General features: G+C 66.1%; 5 protein-coding genes, 1 tRNA gene and 3 rRNA genes. 8 read left to right on the top strand and 1 reads right to left on the bottom strand.

Annotated features, from left to right (window positions below; translation table 11 throughout):
- Positions 1–347: 347 nt before the first annotated feature.
- From OG906_RS10380 to OG906_RS10365, 4 genes are all read left to right on the top strand, one after another.
- Positions 348–1872, top strand: a 16S ribosomal RNA gene (locus OG906_RS10380).
- A 289-nt stretch (positions 1873–2161) separates the two neighbouring features.
- Positions 2162–5285: ribosomal RNA gene (locus OG906_RS10375) — 23S ribosomal RNA — on the top strand.
- A 74-nt stretch (positions 5286–5359) separates the two neighbouring features.
- Positions 5360–5477 (top strand): 5S ribosomal RNA (gene rrf, locus OG906_RS10370).
- The 16S, 23S and 5S rRNA genes sit together here with 1 tRNA gene alongside, the layout of an rRNA operon.
- A 5-nt stretch (positions 5478–5482) precedes the next feature.
- A tRNA-Thr gene (locus OG906_RS10365) sits at positions 5483–5555 on the top strand.
- 138 nt (positions 5556–5693) lie between these two features.
- Here the strand turns inward: OG906_RS10365 and OG906_RS10360 are convergent.
- Entirely contained in the window at positions 5694–8276 is a 2583-nt protein-coding gene (locus tag OG906_RS10360; RefSeq protein ID WP_329441992.1) for a SpoIIE family protein phosphatase, read from the bottom strand.
- Between the two features lie 188 nt (positions 8277–8464).
- Between OG906_RS10360 and OG906_RS10355 the strand changes: the two genes are divergently transcribed.
- The 4 genes from OG906_RS10355 to OG906_RS10340 all read left to right on the top strand — a co-directional run bounded on the left by OG906_RS10355 (position 8465) and on the right by OG906_RS10340 (position 19052).
- Positions 8465–13987 (top strand): HAMP domain-containing protein, encoded by a 5523-nt coding sequence (locus OG906_RS10355; RefSeq protein ID WP_329441990.1) that lies wholly within the window; start codon positions 8465–8467, stop codon positions 13985–13987.
- A gap of 274 nt (positions 13988–14261) precedes the next feature.
- The gene (locus OG906_RS10350; protein ID WP_053682241.1) at positions 14262–14942 is read left to right on the top strand and encodes a response regulator; all 681 of its coding nucleotides are present in this window, start codon (positions 14262–14264) and stop codon (positions 14940–14942) included.
- 150 nt (positions 14943–15092) lie between these two features.
- A complete protein-coding gene (locus tag OG906_RS10345; RefSeq protein ID WP_329441988.1) occupies positions 15093–17921 on the top strand; it encodes an FtsK/SpoIIIE family DNA translocase in 2829 nt (942 codons plus the stop codon).
- A 237-nt stretch (positions 17922–18158) separates the two neighbouring features.
- Positions 18159–19052 (top strand): helix-turn-helix domain-containing protein, encoded by an 894-nt coding sequence (locus OG906_RS10340; RefSeq protein ID WP_329441986.1) that lies wholly within the window; start codon positions 18159–18161, stop codon positions 19050–19052.
- The last annotated feature ends 96 nt before the right edge of the window (positions 19053–19148 follow it).

The raw sequence follows: 19148 nt of genomic DNA, 5'->3' as shown, positions 1-19148 counted from the left end.
AGCGCGAAAGCGGAGAACCTGGAAGGCGGAAAACAAGCGAGACTGGCTCTGATAGAGTCGGAAACGCAAGAACGAAGGAAGCGCCCGGAGGAAAGCCCGAGAGGGTGAGTACAAAGGAAGCGTCCGTTCCTTGAGAACTCAACAGCGTGCCAAAAATCAACGCCAAAAGTTGATACCCCGTCCATTTCGGTGGATGAGGTTCCTTTGAAAAAGACCTGTGAGGTCGCCATCCTTCGGGATGGTGGTGCTTGCAGGCGATTACACAGCGAGGACGCAGTGGTCGATCGGTCTTATTCCGACATGATCGGCCCGCTCTAAGTGCGTGTGCACCCGATTACGGGTAAACATTCATGGAGAGTTTGATCCTGGCTCAGGACGAACGCTGGCGGCGTGCTTAACACATGCAAGTCGAACGATGAAGCCCTTCGGGGTGGATTAGTGGCGAACGGGTGAGTAACACGTGGGCAATCTGCCCTTCACTCTGGGACAAGCCCTGGAAACGGGGTCTAATACCGGATAACACTCCTGCCTGCATGGGTGGGGGTTAAAAGCTCCGGCGGTGAAGGATGAGCCCGCGGCCTATCAGCTTGTTGGTGGGGTAATGGCCCACCAAGGCGACGACGGGTAGCCGGCCTGAGAGGGCGACCGGCCACACTGGGACTGAGACACGGCCCAGACTCCTACGGGAGGCAGCAGTGGGGAATATTGCACAATGGGCGAAAGCCTGATGCAGCGACGCCGCGTGAGGGATGACGGCCTTCGGGTTGTAAACCTCTTTCAGCAGGGAAGAAGCGAAAGTGACGGTACCTGCAGAAGAAGCGCCGGCTAACTACGTGCCAGCAGCCGCGGTAATACGTAGGGCGCAAGCGTTGTCCGGAATTATTGGGCGTAAAGAGCTCGTAGGCGGCTTGTCACGTCGGATGTGAAAGCCCGAGGCTTAACCTCGGGTCTGCATTCGATACGGGCTAGCTAGAGTGTGGTAGGGGAGATCGGAATTCCTGGTGTAGCGGTGAAATGCGCAGATATCAGGAGGAACACCGGTGGCGAAGGCGGATCTCTGGGCCATTACTGACGCTGAGGAGCGAAAGCGTGGGGAGCGAACAGGATTAGATACCCTGGTAGTCCACGCCGTAAACGTTGGGAACTAGGTGTTGGCGACATTCCACGTCGTCGGTGCCGCAGCTAACGCATTAAGTTCCCCGCCTGGGGAGTACGGCCGCAAGGCTAAAACTCAAAGGAATTGACGGGGGCCCGCACAAGCAGCGGAGCATGTGGCTTAATTCGACGCAACGCGAAGAACCTTACCAAGGCTTGACATATACCGGAAAGCATTAGAGATAGTGCCCCCCTTGTGGTCGGTATACAGGTGGTGCATGGCTGTCGTCAGCTCGTGTCGTGAGATGTTGGGTTAAGTCCCGCAACGAGCGCAACCCTTGTCCTGTGTTGCCAGCATGCCCTTCGGGGTGATGGGGACTCACAGGAGACCGCCGGGGTCAACTCGGAGGAAGGTGGGGACGACGTCAAGTCATCATGCCCCTTATGTCTTGGGCTGCACACGTGCTACAATGGCCGGTACAATGAGCTGCGATACCGTGAGGTGGAGCGAATCTCAAAAAGCCGGTCTCAGTTCGGATTGGGGTCTGCAACTCGACCCCATGAAGTCGGAGTTGCTAGTAATCGCAGATCAGCATTGCTGCGGTGAATACGTTCCCGGGCCTTGTACACACCGCCCGTCACGTCACGAAAGTCGGTAACACCCGAAGCCGGTGGCCCAACCCGTAAGGGAGGGAGCTGTCGAAGGTGGGACTGGCGATTGGGACGAAGTCGTAACAAGGTAGCCGTACCGGAAGGTGCGGCTGGATCACCTCCTTTCTAAGGAGCACAGTACCGATTGCAGACAAATGTTCTGCACGGTCAGCTCATGGGTGGAACGTTGATTATTTGGCACGGTCTTCCAATACATCCTGCAAGTACTGCCCTCGGGCGTGGAAAGCGGTGATGGTGGCGGAGGGTCGTGCCTGGCACGTTGTTGGGTATCTGAGGGTACGGCCGTAAGGTTGTATCTTCGCGATGCCGGCCCCAGTGAACTTGATCTGTATGGATCAGGGTGATGGGTGACTGGTCGTTGCTTGAGAACTACACAGTGGACGCGAGCATCTGTGGCCAAGTTTTTAAGGGCACACGGTGGATGCCTTGGCACCAGGAACCGATGAAGGACGTGAGAGGCCGCGATAGGCCCCGGGGAGCTGCCAACTGAGCTTTGATCCGGGGGTGTCCGAATGGGGAAACCCGGCAGTCGTCATGGGCTGTCACCCACTGCTGAACACATAGGCAGTGTGGAGGGAACGAGGGGAAGTGAAACATCTCAGTACCCTCAGGAAGAGAAAACAACCGTGATTCCGGGAGTAGTGGCGAGCGAAACCGGATGAGGCCAAACCGTATGCGTGTGATACCCGGCAGGGGTTGCGCATGCGGGGTTGTGGGAATTCTTTTGATCGGTCTGCCGGCCGGTCGGCGAGTCAGAAACCGTTGATGTAGTCGAAGGACATGCGAAAGGTCCGGCGTAGAGGGTAAGACCCCCGTAGACGAAACATCAGCGGCTTGCTTAAGAATCTCCCAAGTAGCACGGGGCCCGAGAAATCCCGTGTGAATCTGGCGGGACCACCCGCTAAGCCTAAATATTCCCTGGTGACCGATAGCGGATAGTACCGTGAGGGAATGGTGAAAAGTACCGCGGGAGCGGAGTGAAATAGTACCTGAAACCGTGTGCCTACAAGCCGTGGGAGCGTCGCTGTATGTGCTTGCACATACAGTCGTGACTGCGTGCCTTTTGAAGAATGAGCCTGCGAGTTAGCGGTGTGTAGCGAGGTTAACCCGTGTGGGGAAGCCGTAGCGAAAGCGAGTCCGAATAGGGCGATTGAGTTGCACGCTCTAGACCCGAAGCGGAGTGATCTAGCCATGGGCAGGTTGAAGCGGAGGTAAGACTTCGTGGAGGACCGAACCCACCAGGGTTGAAAACCTGGGGGATGACCTGTGGTTAGGGGTGAAAGGCCAATCAAACTCCGTGATAGCTGGTTCTCCCCGAAATGCATTTAGGTGCAGCGTCGTGTGTTTCTTGCCGGAGGTAGAGCACTGGATAGGCGATGGGCCCTACCGGGTTACTGACCTTAGCCAAACTCCGAATGCCGGTAAGTGAGAGCACGGCAGTGAGACTGTGGGGGATAAGCTCCATGGTCGAGAGGGAAACAGCCCAGAGCATCGACTAAGGCCCCCAAGCGTACGCTAAGTGGGAAAGGATGTGGAGTCGCAGAGACAACCAGGAGGTTGGCTTAGAAGCAGCCACCCTTGAAAGAGTGCGTAATAGCTCACTGGTCAAGTGATTCCGCGCCGACAATGTAGCGGGGCTCAAGCGTACCGCCGAAGTCGTGTCATTCCAGCACATACCCCCAACGGGGGCTGGGATGGGTAGGGGAGCGTCGTGTGCCGGGTGAAGCAGCAGCGGAAGCTAGTTGTGGACGGTTCACGAGTGAGAATGCAGGCATGAGTAGCGATACACACGTGAGAAACGTGTGCGCCGATTGACTAAGGGTTCCTGGGTCAAGCTGATCTGCCCAGGGTAAGTCGGGACCTAAGGCGAGGCCGACAGGCGTAGTCGATGGACAACCGGTTGATATTCCGGTACCCGCTTTGAAACGCCCAATATCGAATCCTCTAATGCTAAGGCCGTGAAGCCGTTCCGGACCCTTCGGGGAAAGGAAAGTGGTGGAGCCGCCGGCCCAAGGTGGTAGTAGGTAAGCGATGGGGTGACGCAGGAAGGTAGTCCAACCCGGGCGGTGGTAGTCCCGGGGTAAGGGTGTAGGCCGAGGGGTAGGCAAATCCGTCCCTCATTAAGGCTGAGACCTGATGCCGAGCCGATTGTGGTGAAGTGGATGATCCTATGCTGTCGAGAAAAGCCTCTAGCGAGTTTCATGGCGGCCCGTACCCTAAACCGACTCAGGTGGTCAGGTAGAGAATACCGAGGCGTTCGGGTGAACTATGGTTAAGGAACTCGGCAAAATGCCCCCGTAACTTCGGGAGAAGGGGGGCCATCACCGGTGATAGCACTTGCTGCTTGAGCTGGGGGTGGCCGCAGAGACCAGCGAGAAGCGACTGTTTACTAAAAACACAGGTCCGTGCGAAGCCGTAAGGCGATGTATACGGACTGACGCCTGCCCGGTGCTGGAACGTTAAGGGGACCGGTTAGTGCGCTTTCGGGCGTGCGAAGCTGAGAACTTAAGCGCCAGTAAACGGCGGTGGTAACTATAACCATCCTAAGGTAGCGAAATTCCTTGTCGGGTAAGTTCCGACCTGCACGAATGGCGTAACGACTTCTCGACTGTCTCAACCATAGGCCCGGTGAAATTGCACTACGAGTAAAGATGCTCGTTTCGCGCAGCAGGACGGAAAGACCCCGGGACCTTTACTATAGTTTGATATTGGTGTTCGGTTCGGCTTGTGTAGGATAGGTGGGAGACTTTGAAGCAGCCACGCCAGTGGTTGTGGAGTCGCCGTTGAAATACCACTCTGGTCGTGCTGGATGTCTAACCTCGGTCCGTGATCCGGATCAGGGACAGTGTCTGATGGGTAGTTTAACTGGGGCGGTTGCCTCCCAAAGAGTAACGGAGGCGCCCAAAGGTTCCCTCAGCCTGGTTGGCAATCAGGTGTTGAGTGTAAGTGCACAAGGGAGCTTGACTGTGAGACCGACGGGTCGAGCAGGGACGAAAGTCGGGACTAGTGATCCGGCGGTGGCTTGTGGAAGCGCCGTCGCTCAACGGATAAAAGGTACCCCGGGGATAACAGGCTGATCTTCCCCAAGAGTCCATATCGACGGGATGGTTTGGCACCTCGATGTCGGCTCGTCGCATCCTGGGGCTGGAGTCGGTCCCAAGGGTTGGGCTGTTCGCCCATTAAAGCGGTACGCGAGCTGGGTTTAGAACGTCGTGAGACAGTTCGGTCCCTATCCGCTGTGCGCGTAGGAATATTGAGAAGGGCTGTCCCTAGTACGAGAGGACCGGGACGGACGAACCTCTGGTGTGCCAGTTGTCCTGCCAAGGGCATGGCTGGTTGGCTACGTTCGGGAGGGATAACCGCTGAAAGCATCTAAGCGGGAAGCCTGCTTCAAGATGAGTATTCCCACCTCCTTGAGAGGGTAAGGCTCCCAGTAGACGACTGGGTTGATAGGCCAGATGTGGAAGCCCGGTAACGGGTGGAGCTGACTGGTACTAATAGGCCGAGGGCTTGTCCTCAGTTGCTCGCGTCCACTGTGTTAGTTCTGAAGTAACGAACTGTGTTCATATCCGGTTGGTTAACTTCATAGTGTTTCGGTGGTCATAGCGTTAGGGAAACGCCCGGTTTACATTCCGAACCCGGAAGCTAAGCCTTTCAGCGCCGATGGTACTGCAGGGGGGACCCTGTGGGAGAGTAGGACGCCGCCGAACAACCCGCCCTTTTAGCTCAGTCGGTAGAGCGTCTCCATGGTAAGGAGAAGGTCAACGGTTCGATTCCGTTAAAGGGCTCAATCAAAAAGGCCCCCGCCTCATGGCGGGGGCCTTTTTGCGTTCCCGAGGCCTTTCGCCGGGTGCCGTACTCCGGGTGTCGGACGCAAACAGGGCCGGCGCCGTGGAACGGGCCGGCCCTGACAGGGGGAAAGAACGTCACTCGCCTTCGCGCTGCTGCGGTACCCGGAAGGTGAGGATGGCCATGTCGTCCGAGGCGGGCTCGGCGGCGAAGCGTTCCACGGCACGCAGGACACGTGAGGCCACCGCGCCCGCGGTGAGACCCGTACACGTGGTGAGGACCTCGGTGAGGCCGTCGTCGCCGAGCATGCGCGTCCCCTCGCGGCGCTCGGTGATGCCGTCCGTGACACAGAGGAGGACATCCCCCGGATCCAGCGTGAGGGTCTGCTCGTAGAGCTCCAGGTCGTCCATGACACCGAGCAGCGGCTGCGGGTCCGCGGCGGGGGTGACCTCGCCGTTCGGGCGCAGGCGCAGCGGCAGCGGATGACCCGCGCAGACCACCTTCATCAAGGCGCCGCCATTGGGCTGGGGATGGAGTTCCCCGTACAGCAGGGTGAGGAAGCGGCTGCGGGCGCCCTCGTCGAGGATGGCCGCGTTCAGGCGCTCCAGGACGGCCGGGCCGCCCAGGCCCTCGCGGGCCAGGAGGCGCAGGGCGTGCCGGGCGAGACCCGTGACCGCGGCCGCCTCCGGGCCGGTACCGCAGACGTCACCGATGGCGAAGCCGTACACGCCGGGGCGGATCGGGAAGACGTCGTAGAAGTCACCGCCGACCTCGTTGCCCTCGCCCGCCGCACGGTAGATGACCTCGACCTCCATACCGGGGATCGCCGGGGAGCCGGGCGGCAGGAGACTGCGCTGGAGGGAACGGCTGATGGCGGTGCGCTCGGAGTACAGGCGCGCGTTGTCCAGGGCGAGAGCCGCCCTGCGGGACAGGTCGTCGGCGAGTTCGAGGATCTCCTGACGGAAGTGTTCCTCGCTCGGCCGGCCGAGCGTGAGCATCCCGATGACACGGTTGCGGGCCAGCAGGGGCAGGACGACCGTTTCGCCGCCCACCGTCAAGGACGCATCGGGCCACGGCCGGGCACCCGCCTCACGGACCGGCTCGGGCGGACTGACCTGCGAGAGCAGGTCCTTGAGCCCGTCGATGCGTTCCTCGTCCTCGTGGAGCACGTACGAGAGGTACGGATCGGAGGTCTGGTCGGCGATCGTGTAGACGGCGCACCAGGTCGCCAGGGTCGGAACCGTCATCTGGGCCATGAGGGCCAGGGTCTGGTCCCGGTCGAGGGTGCCGGCCAGCAGGTCGGAGGCCTCGACGAGGAAGGAGAGGGAACCGCGACGCAGACGCTCGAGTTCGCCCAGGCGGGCCGATTCCACGGCGAGGGCGATCCGGTCCGCGGCGAACTGCAGCCGCAGGGCGTCCTCGTTGGAGTAGCGGCCCGGGTACTCGGTGGCCACGCCCAGCGAACCGGTCAGCCGTCCTTCGACCTTGAGCGGGACGGTGACCACCGACCGCATGCCGGTGGCCTCCAGCAGCGGGACGGCGCCCGGGACCGCAGAAAGGTCGTCATGGACGGCAGGCATGCGGGCCGAACCGTACCGGTTGGTGCCCGCCTCGACCGGAACACGGGCGAACCGCTGACGGGTCGAAGGGAGTCCGGTGGTGGCACGGACCTCCAACTCCGTTTCGTCGTCGGTCGCGAGCAGCAGGAACGCCGCATCCGCGTCGAGCATGTCGCGGGCGCGTTCGACAGTGCGCTGGAGCAGTCCGTCGAGGTCGTCGGGGGCCGGTGAACCGATGAACATCTCGAAGGGGTCCGGCAGTCGCGGCTCGTTGAGCTGGGCGCCGTCGGAAGGGACGCGCAAGGGGCTCTGGAGCAGGGCGCGTTCGTCGTCGTGCACGAGCAGACAGACGATGGACGGTTCGCCGTGGGCGTCACGGACCCGCAAGTGCGAGGCGTAGACGGGGATGACACGACCGTCGGCGCCGCGGATCCCGTAACTGCCCTCCCAGCGGGACAGCCGCAGGGCCTCGGCGATACCCGTACCCGTGCCGGGAGTCTGCGGCCAGGCCGCGAGCTCGGCGAGCGGGCGCCCGACGGCCTTCTCGGAGGGATGCCCGAAGATGTGCTCGGCGTCCTCGTTCCACGCGGAGACGGTGTCGGCGGCGTCGACCTGGAGGACGGCGACACGGACCCGGCTGTCCGCGAGCGGCAGCAGCTGATCGGGGACCACGGGCCCTGCGGATCGGGTACCGACCGGACGGTCCGGGAGGTCCAGCCGGAACCACACGTGCTTGTGCGTGGCCGTGTACTCGACTCCCCACCGGGTGGCGAGGGCGGCGCACAACATGAGGCCGCGGCCGTTCTCGCGGTCGGGATCGGCGTACGGGCGCTCTCCGGGGTGCTGGAGCGGGAGTTCACGCTCCGGGTATCTGTCGGCGACCTCGACGCGCACGCCGTCCTCGGCGCGCAGGCACAGGACCTCGGCCCGGGTCCCGGCGTGGACCACGGCGTTGGTCACGAGTTCGCTGGTGAGCACCACCGCGTCGTCGACGATGTCCGCGAAGCCCCAGCCGTGGAGGGTGTCGCGGACGAACGCGCGGGCAGCGGCGACCGAACGCCCTAGAGGATCGAAACTGGCAGCCGCCCGTGCCGTGATCACAAGACTCCTTCGACGCGGTTGGACATCGGGTGCCAGGTTACTTACCTTCGCGGTTCCCATGGTGCCGTCGTCCTGGATTCCACTCGCAGGGTACGGCCGGTGTGCGATGGTGCCGAAGTGTTATGGCCTGGTTCGGACAGGGTGAAACACTGGGCAGGCTTGAACAGCCGGGTTGTGGATAGAAGAGCCGGGTTGTGGTTGTTCGGAAATCCGGTGGAACAGTGGTCGACCCTTTCGGGAGGGACACGGTGGAGTCTGGCGCAGCGGTGCGGCGTACGGGAACGCGCCCCAAGGGGGGACGCTCCCGGCGCAGCGGTACGACGGAAGTCGATACCGCCGCTCTGAACAGGCTGCTCACGGCCCTGGTGTCGATGCGGGACGGGAACTTCCGCAAGCGGCTGACGGTGTCCGGCGAGGGCGTGATGGCGGAGATCGCCGCCGTCTACAACGAGGTCGCCGACCGGAATCTGCACCTGACCGGGGAGCTGTCCCGGGTCCGGCGCATGGTGGGCCGCGAGGGGAAGCTCAGCGAACGGCTGGAAACAGGCGCCTGTGAGGGCTCCTGGGCGGCCGCGATCGACGCCTCGAACCAGTTGGTCGACGACCTGGCCCGGCCGGTGTCCGAGGTGGGTCGGGTGCTGTCGGCGGTGGCCGAGGGCGACCTGGACCAGCGGATGGAGTTGCGGACGCAGACGGCCGACGGGGCCGGGCATCCGCTGCGCGGGGAGTTCCTCAAGGTCGGGCGCACGGTCAACAACCTGGTCGACCAGCTGTCCGCGTTCACCGACGAGGTGACCCGTGTGGCGCTGGAGGTGGGCACCGAGGGCAAGCTCGGTGGTCAGGCCCAGGTGCGCGGGATGTCCGGGTCCTGGAAGGACCTGACCGATTCCGTCAACACGATGGCGTACCGGCTCACCGCCCAGGTGCGTGACATTGCTCTCGTCACGACGGCGGTCGCGAAGGGCGACCTGTCGCGCAAGGTCACCGTGCACGTGGCCGGCGAGATGCTCCAGCTGAAGAACACCGTGAACACGATGGTGGACCAGCTGTCGTCGTTCTCCTCCGAGGTGACCCGCGTCGCCCGCGAGGTGGGCACCGAGGGCGAGCTCGGTGGCCAGGCGAAGGTGCCCGGGGTCGCGGGCGTGTGGAAGGACCTGACCGACTCCGTCAACACGATGGCGGGGAACCTGACCGCCCAGGTGCGGGGGATCGCCCAGGTGACGACGGCGGTCGCGAACGGCGACCTGTCGCAGAAGGTGCGGGTCAGCGCGCGCGGCGAGGTGGCGCAGCTGGCCGAAACGATCAACCAGATGACCGAGACGCTGCGGACCTTCGCCGACGAGGTCACACGCGTGGCCAGCGAGGTCGGGGCCAAGGGAACGCTCGGCGGTCAGGCGCAGGTGCCGGGTGCCGCGGGTACGTGGAAGGACCTCACCGACTCGGTGAACACGGTCTTCCGCAACCTCACCACGCAGGTGCGGGACATCGCGACGGTGACGACGGCGGTGGCCAACGGCGATCTGTCGCAGAAGGTCACGGTCGACGTGGCCGGCGAGATGCTGGAGTTGAAGAACACCGTCAACACGATGGTGGACCAGCTCCAGTCCTTCGGCGCGGAAGTGACGCGTGTGGCCCGTGAGGTCGGCGTGGAGGGCGAGCTGGGCGGTCAGGCGCAGGTGCCGGGTGCCGCGGGTACGTGGAAGGACCTCACCGACTCGGTGAACACCGCCTTCCGCAACCTCACCGGGCAGGTCCGCAACATCGCCCAGGTGACGACGGCGGTGGCCAACGGCGACCTGTCGCAGAAGGTCACCGTGGACGTCTCCGGCGAGATGCTCCAGCTGAAGAACACCGTGAACACGATGGTGGACCAGCTGTCCTCGTTCGCGGACCAGGTCACGCGGATGGCGCGGGACGTGGGCACGGAGGGCCGGCTCGGCGGTCAGGCGCGGGTCGAGGGGGTGTCCGGCACCTGGAAGGAACTCACCGACTCGGTCAACTTCATGGCCGGCAACCTCACGTCCCAGGTGCGGCAGATCGCCCAGGTGACCACGGCGGTGGCGCGCGGTGATCTGTCGCAGAAGATCGACGTGGACGCCCGGGGCGAGATCCTGGAGCTGAAGAACACCATCAACACGATGGTCGACCAGCTCTCGGCGTTCGCGGAGCAGGTGACCCGGGTGGCCCGGGACGTGGGCACCGAGGGCCGGCTCGGCGGTCAGGCGCAGGTGCCCGGCGTGGCCGGCGTGTGGCGCGACCTGACCGACTCGGTGAACGGCATGGCCGGGAACCTGACCTCGCAGGTGCGCAACATCGCGCAGGTCGCCACGGCGGTGGCGCGCGGTGATCTGTCGCAGAAGATCGACGTGGACGCCCGGGGCGAGATCCTGGAGCTGAAGAACACCCTCAACACGATGGTCGACCAGCTCTCCAACTTTGCGGAGCAGGTGACCCGCGTCGCCCGCGAGGTGGGCACGGAGGGCATCCTCGGCGGCCAGGCGGAGGTGAAGGGTGTCTCGGGCACCTGGAAGGACCTCACGCAGTCCGTCAACTTCATGGCGAACAACCTGACCTCGCAGGTGCGCAACATCGCCGAGGTGACCACGGCGGTCGCCATGGGCGACCTGTCGAAGAAGATCACGGTCGATGCCAAGGGCGAGATCCTGGAGCTCGTCACCACCGTGAACACGATGGTGGACCAGCTGTCCTCCTTCGCGGAGCAGGTGACGCGGGTGGCGCGCGAGGTGGGCACCGAGGGCATCCTCGGCGGCCAGGCCCGGGTGCGGGGCGTGACCGGCATCTGGAAGGACCTCAGCGACAACGTCAACACCATGGCCGGGAACCTGACGGCGCAGGTGCGCGGGATCGCGCAGGTCTCGGCGGCGGTCGCCAACGGCGATCTGACGAAGAAGGTCACGGTCGAGGCGCGCGGCGAGGTCGCGCAGCTCGCGGACACCGTGAACACGATGGTCAAGACGCTGTCCTCGTTCGCCGACGAGGTGACGCGGGTGGCCCGCGAGGTGGGCACCGAGGGGCGGCTGGGCGGCCAGGCGCACGTGCCCGGCGTATCGGGGACGTGGAAGGACCTCACCGACTCGGTGAACTTCATGGCGTCCAACCTCACCGGTCAGGTACGGCAGATCGCCATGGTCACGACCGCCATCGCCAAGGGCGACATGACCAAGAAGATCGACATCGATGCCCGGGGCGAGATCCTGGAGCTCAAGACGACCATCAACACGATGGTCGACCAGCTGTCCTCCTTCGCCGACCAGGTGACCCGGGTCGCCCGTGAGGTGGGCACCGAGGGCATCCTCGGCGGCCAGGCGCGCGTGCGCGACGTGGACGGCACCTGGCGGGACCTGACCGAGTCCGTGAACGAGATGGCCGGGAACCTGACCCGGCAGGTGCGGGCGATCGCGGCCGTGGCCACCGCGGTGACCCGCGGGGACCTGAGCCTGAAGGTCGACGTGGACGCGGCCGGTGAGATCCAGGTCCTCCAGGACAACATCAACACGATGATCGTGAACCTGCGCGACACCACCTTGGCCAACAAGGAGCAGGACTGGCTCAAGGGCAACCTGGCCCGGATCTCGGCGCTGATGCAGGGGCGCCGGGAGCTGGACGACGTGGCTTCGCTGATCATGAGCGAACTGACCCCGGTGGTCTCCGCGCAGCACGGCGCCTTCTTCCTGGCGCTGCCGGCCGGGGGGACCACCGAGATCGGGACGGAGGGCGGCGCGGACGGCTCGTACGAGCTGCGGATGCGCGGGAGTTACGCGTACGCGGGCGGCCTGATGCCGATCTCCTTCCGGCCGGGGGAGGGGTTGATCGGGACGGTCGCGGAGGAGAAGCGGACGATCCTCGTCGAGAACACCCCGCCCGGCTACCTGAAGATCTCCTCGGGTCTGGGCGAGGCGCCGCCGGCGCACGTGATCGTGCTGCCGGTGCTGTTCGAGGGGAAGGTGCTCGGTGTGATCGAGCTGGCCTCCTTCACCCCGTTCACGCAGATCCAGAAGGACTTCCTGAGCCAGATCGCCGAGATGATCGGCACGAGTGTCAACACCATCAGCGTCAACTCCAAGACGGAGATGCTGCTGAAGCAGTCGCAGGAGATGACCGAGCAACTGCGAGAGCGCTCCGACGAGTTGGAGAACCGGCAGAAGGCGCTCCAGGCGGCGAACGCCGAGTTGGAGGAGAAGGCGGAGCTGCTGGCCCAGCAGAACCGCGACATCGAGGTGAAGAACACCGAGATCGAGGAGGCCCGGCAGGTCCTGGAGGAGCGCGCCGAGCAGCTCGCGGTGTCGATGCGGTACAAGTCCGAGTTCCTGGCGAACATGTCGCACGAGCTGCGGACCCCGCTCAACTCCCTGTTGATCCTGGCGAAGCTGCTGGCGGACAACGCGGACGAGAACCTGTCGCCGAAGCAGGTGGAGTTCGCGGAGACCATCCACGGCGCGGGTTCCGACCTGCTGCAACTGATCAACGACATCCTCGACCTGTCGAAGGTCGAGGCCGGGAAGATGGACGTCTCGCCGACCCGGATCGCGTTGGTCCAGCTCGTGGACTACGTGGAGGCCACCTTCCGGCCGCTGACCGCGGAGAAGGGCCTGGACTTCTCGGTACGGGTCTCCCCGGAGCTCCCGGCGACCCTGCACACCGACGAGCAGCGGTTGCTCCAGGTGTTGCGCAACCTGCTGTCCAACGCGGTGAAGTTCACCGACGGCGGGGCGGTGGAACTGGTGATCCGGCCCGCCGGCGCGGACGTGCCGACGGCGATCCGGGAGCAGTTGCTGGAGGCGGGATCGCTGCGCGAGGCGGACGCGGACCTGATCGCGTTCTCGGTGACCGACACCGGGATCGGGATCGCGGCGAGCAAGATGCTGGTGATCTTCGAGGCGTTCAAGCAGGCGGACGGCACCACCAGCAGGAAGTACGGAGGCACGGGGCTCGGACTGTCCATCAGCCGGGAGATCGCCCGCCTGCTGGGCGGTGAGATCCACGCGGCCAGCGAGCCCGGCCGCGGGTCGACCTTCACCCTGTACCTGCCGCTGCACCCGAGCGAACTGCCGCCGCAGGGGTACGCCCCGCCGGCGCCCGGTGGCGCGCGCGGGGAGTACCGCAGGCCGGTCGAGGAGGCGCGGCCCGCTCCGGCGCTGCCGGCGGCGCCCGCGCCCGCACCGCAGGCCCAGGACCGGCCGGCGCTGCCGGCGGCCGAGGTGGGCGGGGGCGGGCAGCAGAGCGGCCCGGCCTCGCTGTTCCGACGGCGCCGCAAGTCGCTGAGCGACCTGGAGCCGCGGACGAAGGTTCCCGGGCAGTCCGACACCCAGGGCGCCGACGACGGCTGGGGCGGCGCCGAGGACGAACTCCCGGTGGTGCCGCGGAAGTACGACTTCCATGGCGAGAAGGTGCTCATCGTCGACGACGACGTGCGCAACGTCTTCGCGTTGACCAGCGTCCTGGAACAGCACGGGCTGTCGGTGCTGTACGCGGAGAACGGGCGGGAGGGCATCGAGGTCCTGGAGCAGCACGACGACGTCACGGTCGTGCTGATGGACATCATGATGCCGGAGATGGACGGGTACGCCACGACCTCGGCGATCCGGCGGATGCCGCAGTTCGCGGGTCTGCCGATCATCGCGCTGACGGCGAAGGCGATGCAGGGCGACCGGGAGAAGGCGATCGATTCCGGCGCTTCCGACTACGTCACCAAGCCGGTTGAACCCGATTACCTGCTGTCGGTGATGGAGCAGTGGATGCGTGGAAAGTGATCATTGGGCGACAACCCTGATATGAATTGTTGACTCAGTGTGGCCGTAACGGTGTGGGAGGACGGGATGCGGGGAACCTTCTGCTCTCCCACACCGTTTCTGCTTCGTGCACAGTGACATCTTGGTGACAGGGTGTGGCGATCTCGGGACTGGGGCTACGATGACCGGCACAAGGACGGACGGCGCAAGGATGCCGTCCTCTGGGGCGGAGCCCGGCGCACAGACCGGTGCCCGGAGCCGGGGATGCCCCATGCCGGGGCGAGGAGGACAGGGCATGGTGCAGAAGGCCAAGATCCTCCTGGTCGACGACCGGCCGGAGAATCTGCTGGCGCTGGAGGCCATCCTCTCCGCGCTCGATCAGACACTGGTCCGGGCGTCGTCCGGGGAGGAAGCGCTCAAGGCGCTGTTGACGGACGATTTCGCGGTCATCCTGCTGGATGTGCAGATGCCGGGAATGGACGGTTTCGAGACGGCCGCGCACATCAAGCGGCGGGAACGGACCCGGGACATCCCGATCATCTTCCTCACCGCGATCAATCACGGTCCGCACCACACCTTCCGCGGTTACGCGGCGGGCGCGGTCGACTACATCTCGAAACCGTTCGACCCGTGGGTGCTGCGCGCCAAGGTGTCGGTCTTCGTGGAGCTGTACACGAAGAACTGCCAGCTGCGGGAGCAGGCGGCCCTGCTGCGACTCCAGCTGGAGGGCGGCGGGACCAACGGCGACGGCAGCAAGGAGACGGCCGGACTGCTGGCCGAGCTCTCCGCGCGGCTCGCGGCGGTCGAGGAGCAGGCCGAGGCGCTGACGAAGCAACTCGGCGAGGAATCCGCCGACGCCGCCGTGGTGGCGACCGCGGCGCACCTGGAACGCAAGCTGACCGGACTGCGCAGAGCGCTGGACGCGCTCGAACCGGGGACCGGCGGGGGAGCGGCGGTACTGCCCGCCCAGGGCTGACGGCGCCGGCCCTGCGGGCCCCGGTGCGGGCCCGCCTGGGTGCACGTCAGGTCTGGCGGTGCGTCAAAGCACTGCCGGCGGCGGCGACACGAACGGGTGAAGGGGTGGGCACGCGCGTCCACCGGCGTGCGCACCGGTAACCTCGCCCCCATGGCCTCAAGTACGTCCGGCAAGGGTTCCCAGCGCGCCGCGGGCACCGCGAAGGGCCGCACCGGCCGTACGGCGGCCCCGGCGAAGAAGACCGCTCCCGCGCGCAAGCCTCCCGCGAAGAAGGTCGCGGCGGCGAGGCGCGCCCCGGTCAAGAAGGTGCCGGCCAAGCCCGCGCCGTCCCCGACCGGGGGCGTGGTGCGGTTGGTGCGCGCCTGTTGGCTCGGTCTCGCCCACGGGGTCGGCGCCGTCTTCCGCGGTGTCGGCCAGGGAGCGAGGAACCTCGACCCCGCGCACCGCAAGGACGGCCTCGCGCTGCTGCTCCTCGCCCTCGCGCTGATCGTCGCCGCCGGAACCTGGTCGAACCTGAGCGGTCCCGTCGGTGATCTGGTCACGATGCTGGTCACCGGTGCCTTCGGACGACTGGATCTGCTCGTACCGATCCTGCTCGGCGTGATGGCCGTGCGATTCATCCGGCACCCCGAGCAGACCGACGCCAACGGCCGGATCGGCATCGGCCTGTCCGCGCTCGTGATCGGCGTCCTGGGCCTGGTCCACATCGCCTGCGGGGCACCCGGCCGCGACGAGGGCACCACCGCGATGCAGAACGCGGGCGGGCTCATCGGATGGGCCGCCTCCAAACCGCTGATCTTCACCATGGGTGCGCCGCTGGCCGTGCCCATGCTGGTGCTGCTCACCGTCTTCGGCCTGCTCGTGGTCACGGCCACGCCGGTCAACGCGATCCCCCAGCGGCTGCGGCGGCTCGGGATCCGGCTGGGGATCATCGCGCCGAACGAGTACGACGAGGGCTACGGGGACGCGGAGCAGCCCGCCGACCGGCACGACGCCGAGCGCTGGCGGGCCCGCGCCGGGGCCGACGAGCCCGTCGGGCCGTCCGATCCCACCGACGCCGCCGAGGAGGCGGCGCTGGCCCGGCGCCGCCGGCCGAGGCGCTCCGCGCCCAGGACCGGCATGGACGCCGTCGACGTGGCGGCCGCGGCGGCCGCCGCGCTGGACGGGGTGGTCTACGGCGGAATGCCGCCCTCCCCGCTGGTGGCGGACCTCACCCAGGGGATCTCCCCGGACCCCGAGGGCGCGGAACTCACCACTCCCGTGCCGCCCGCGCGCGGCGAGCGGCCCGCCGCCCTCCCGGACCCCGCCCCCGCCCCGAAGCCCGCGGCCGCCGACCCGACCCCGCCGGCCGCGGCGGCGCCCGCGGCCGTGCCCGCGTCCGCCGAGCGTCCGCACGACACCACGGCAGCGGCCTCCGGGACCCTGTCGGTGCCGGACCTGACGAAGGCGTCGCCCGAACCGAAGGCGTTGCCGCCGCGCTCCGAGCAGCTCCAGCTGCGCGGGGACATCACGTACGTCAAACCCCGACTGGACCTGCTGGAGCGCGGTGGCCCCGGCAAGACCCGCAGCGCCGCCAACGACGCGGTCGTCGCCTCGCTGACCAACGTCTTCATGGAGTTCAAGGTCGACGCGTCCGTCACCGGTTTCACCCGGGGCCCGACGGTCACCCGCTACGAGGTGACGCTGGGCGCGGCCGTGAAGGTCGAGCGGATCACGGCGCTGGCCAAGAACATCGCCTACGCCGTCGCCTCGCCGGACGTACGGATCATCAGCCCCATCCCGGGCAAGTCGGCGGTCGGCATCGAGATCCCGAACACGGACCGCGAGATGGTCAACCTGGGCGACGTGCTGCGCCTCGCGGACGCCGCCGAGGACGACCACCCGATGCTGGTGGCGCTGGGCAAGGACGTCGAGGGCGGCTACGTCATGGCCAACCTCGCCAAGATGCCGCACGTGCTGGTCGCCGGCGCCACCGGCTCCGGCAAGTCCTCCTGCATCAACTGCCTGATCACCTCGGTGATGATCCGGGCCACCCCGGAGGAGGTGAAGATGGTGCTGGTCGACCCCAAGCGGGTGGAGCTGACCGCGTACGAGGGCATCCCGCACCTGATCACGCCGATCATCACCAATCCCAAGCGGGCCGCCGAGGCCCTGCAGTGGGTCGTACGCGAGATGGACCTGCGCTACGACGACCTCGCGGCCTTCGGATACCGGCACATCGACGACTTCAACCAGGCCATCCGCGACGGCAAGATCAAACTGCCGCCGGGCAGCGAGCGGGAGCTCACCCCCTACCCGTACCTGCTGGTGATCGTGGACGAACTCGCCGACCTGATGATGGTCGCGCCGCGCGACGTCGAGGACTCGATCGTCCGCATCACCCAGTTGGCCCGAGCGGCCGGCATCCACCTGGTGCTCGCCACCCAGCGGCCCTCGGTGGACGTGGTCACCGGTCTGATCAAGGCGAACGTGCCGTCGCGGCTCGCCTTCGCCACCTCCTCGCTCGCGGACAGCCGGGTCATCCTGGACCAGCCCGGCGCCGAGAAGCTGATCGGCAAGGGTGACGGACTGTTCCTGCCGATGGGCGCGAACAAGCCGATCCGTCTCCAGGGGGCCTTCGTCACCGAGGACGAGATCTCGGGGGTGGTCCAGCACTGCAAGGAGCAGATGACCCCGGTCTTCCGCGACGACGTCACGGTCGGGCAGAAGCAGAAGAAGGAGATCGACGAGGAGATCGGCGACGACCTGGACCTGTTGTGCCAGGCGGCGGAGCTGGTCGTCTCCACCCAGTTCGGCTCCACCTCGATGCTCCAGCGCAAGCTGCGGGTCGGTTTCGCCAAGGCCGGACGGCTCATGGACCTGATGGAATCGCGCGGGATCGTCGGCCCCAGCGAGGGGTCAAAGGCCCGCGACGTGATGGTGAAACCGGACGAGCTGGACGAGGTCCTGGCCGTCATCCGAGGCGAGTCCCACCCGTAACAAACGGGCGGGCAACCGTTTCCCCCCGCCGCGCGTCAAGTTGAGGGAGACGCAGGCCCCGCGCCCTCGGCGCGGGGTCGTCCCACCCGTTTCACCCGTTCCACCCGTCGCGCACCGCTGCGGGCGCCCCACGCCATTCGGATGGCGTAGGGAGTCCACCCTCCGGTTGCTCCACCCTTTCGTCACCCCCCTAGACTGGTAAGCCAGCAGGTGGCTACACGCTCGAAAGGCGCCCTCGTGTCCATCGGCAACGCCAACTCCCCCGAAGAAGAGCGGCCTTCGACCGACGACCGGTCCGAGGACCGCATCGTCGAACGTCCCGTCGAAGGACCGTCCATCGGGACGGCCCTCAAGAAGGCCCGGATCGTCGCCGGGCTCACTGTCGACGAGGTCAGTTCCACCACCCGCGTGCGCATCCCGATCGTGCACGCGATCGAAGAAGACGATTTCACGCGGTGCGGCGGCGACGTCTACGCCCGCGGTCACATCCGTACCCTCGCCCGCGCCGTGGGCCTCGATCCGGAACCTCTGGTCGAGGAGTACGACGCGGCTCACGGCGGCCGGCCGGCACCCACGCCCGCCGCGCCGATGTTCGAAGCGGAGCGGATCCGTCCCGAACGGCAGCGGCCCAACTGGACCGCCGCCATGGTCGCCGCCATCGTCGCCGTGATCGGCTTCGTGGGCTTCACCGCCTTCAGTGGTGGCGACGAGAAGGGCAAGCGTCCCGTCGCGGAGGGCACCGCCTCCCCGAAGCCCGCCCCCAAGCAGGCCGGGAAGCCTGCCGCCTCGCCGTCGCAGAGCCCGAAGGCCCCCAAGCCGGAGCCCTCGGACAGCGCCATCGCGGCCGCGCCCAAGGACCTCGTCACGGTGGTCCTGACGGCCGACGCCGGTGAGAGCTGGATCTCGGCGAAGGACCACAACGGGCGACTCCTGTTCGACGGCACCCTCGCGCAGGGTGAGTCGAAGACCTTCACGGACAAGGAGTCCATCGATCTCGTACTCGGCGACGCCGGGGCCGTGAACCTCTTCGTGAACGGCAAGGAGATCAAGGACACCTTCCAGGCGGGTCAAGTGGAACGTCTCACGTACACCAAGGACGACCCGCGCCAGGGGCAGGCCCAGGCGGGCTGACCTGTACGGAATAAGCAATTCCGGATCCCCGGGACGCCGCGCCGCGTCCCGGGGATCCTGTCGTGGCGGGACGTGGGGCGGGGGCCGCCGTCGGGA

Source organism: Streptomyces sp. NBC_01426, from assembly GCF_036231985.1.
In the GTDB taxonomy this organism is placed as follows: domain Bacteria; phylum Actinomycetota; class Actinomycetes; order Streptomycetales; family Streptomycetaceae; genus Streptomyces.
This window is presented reverse-complemented; position numbering and strand designations above follow the sequence as displayed.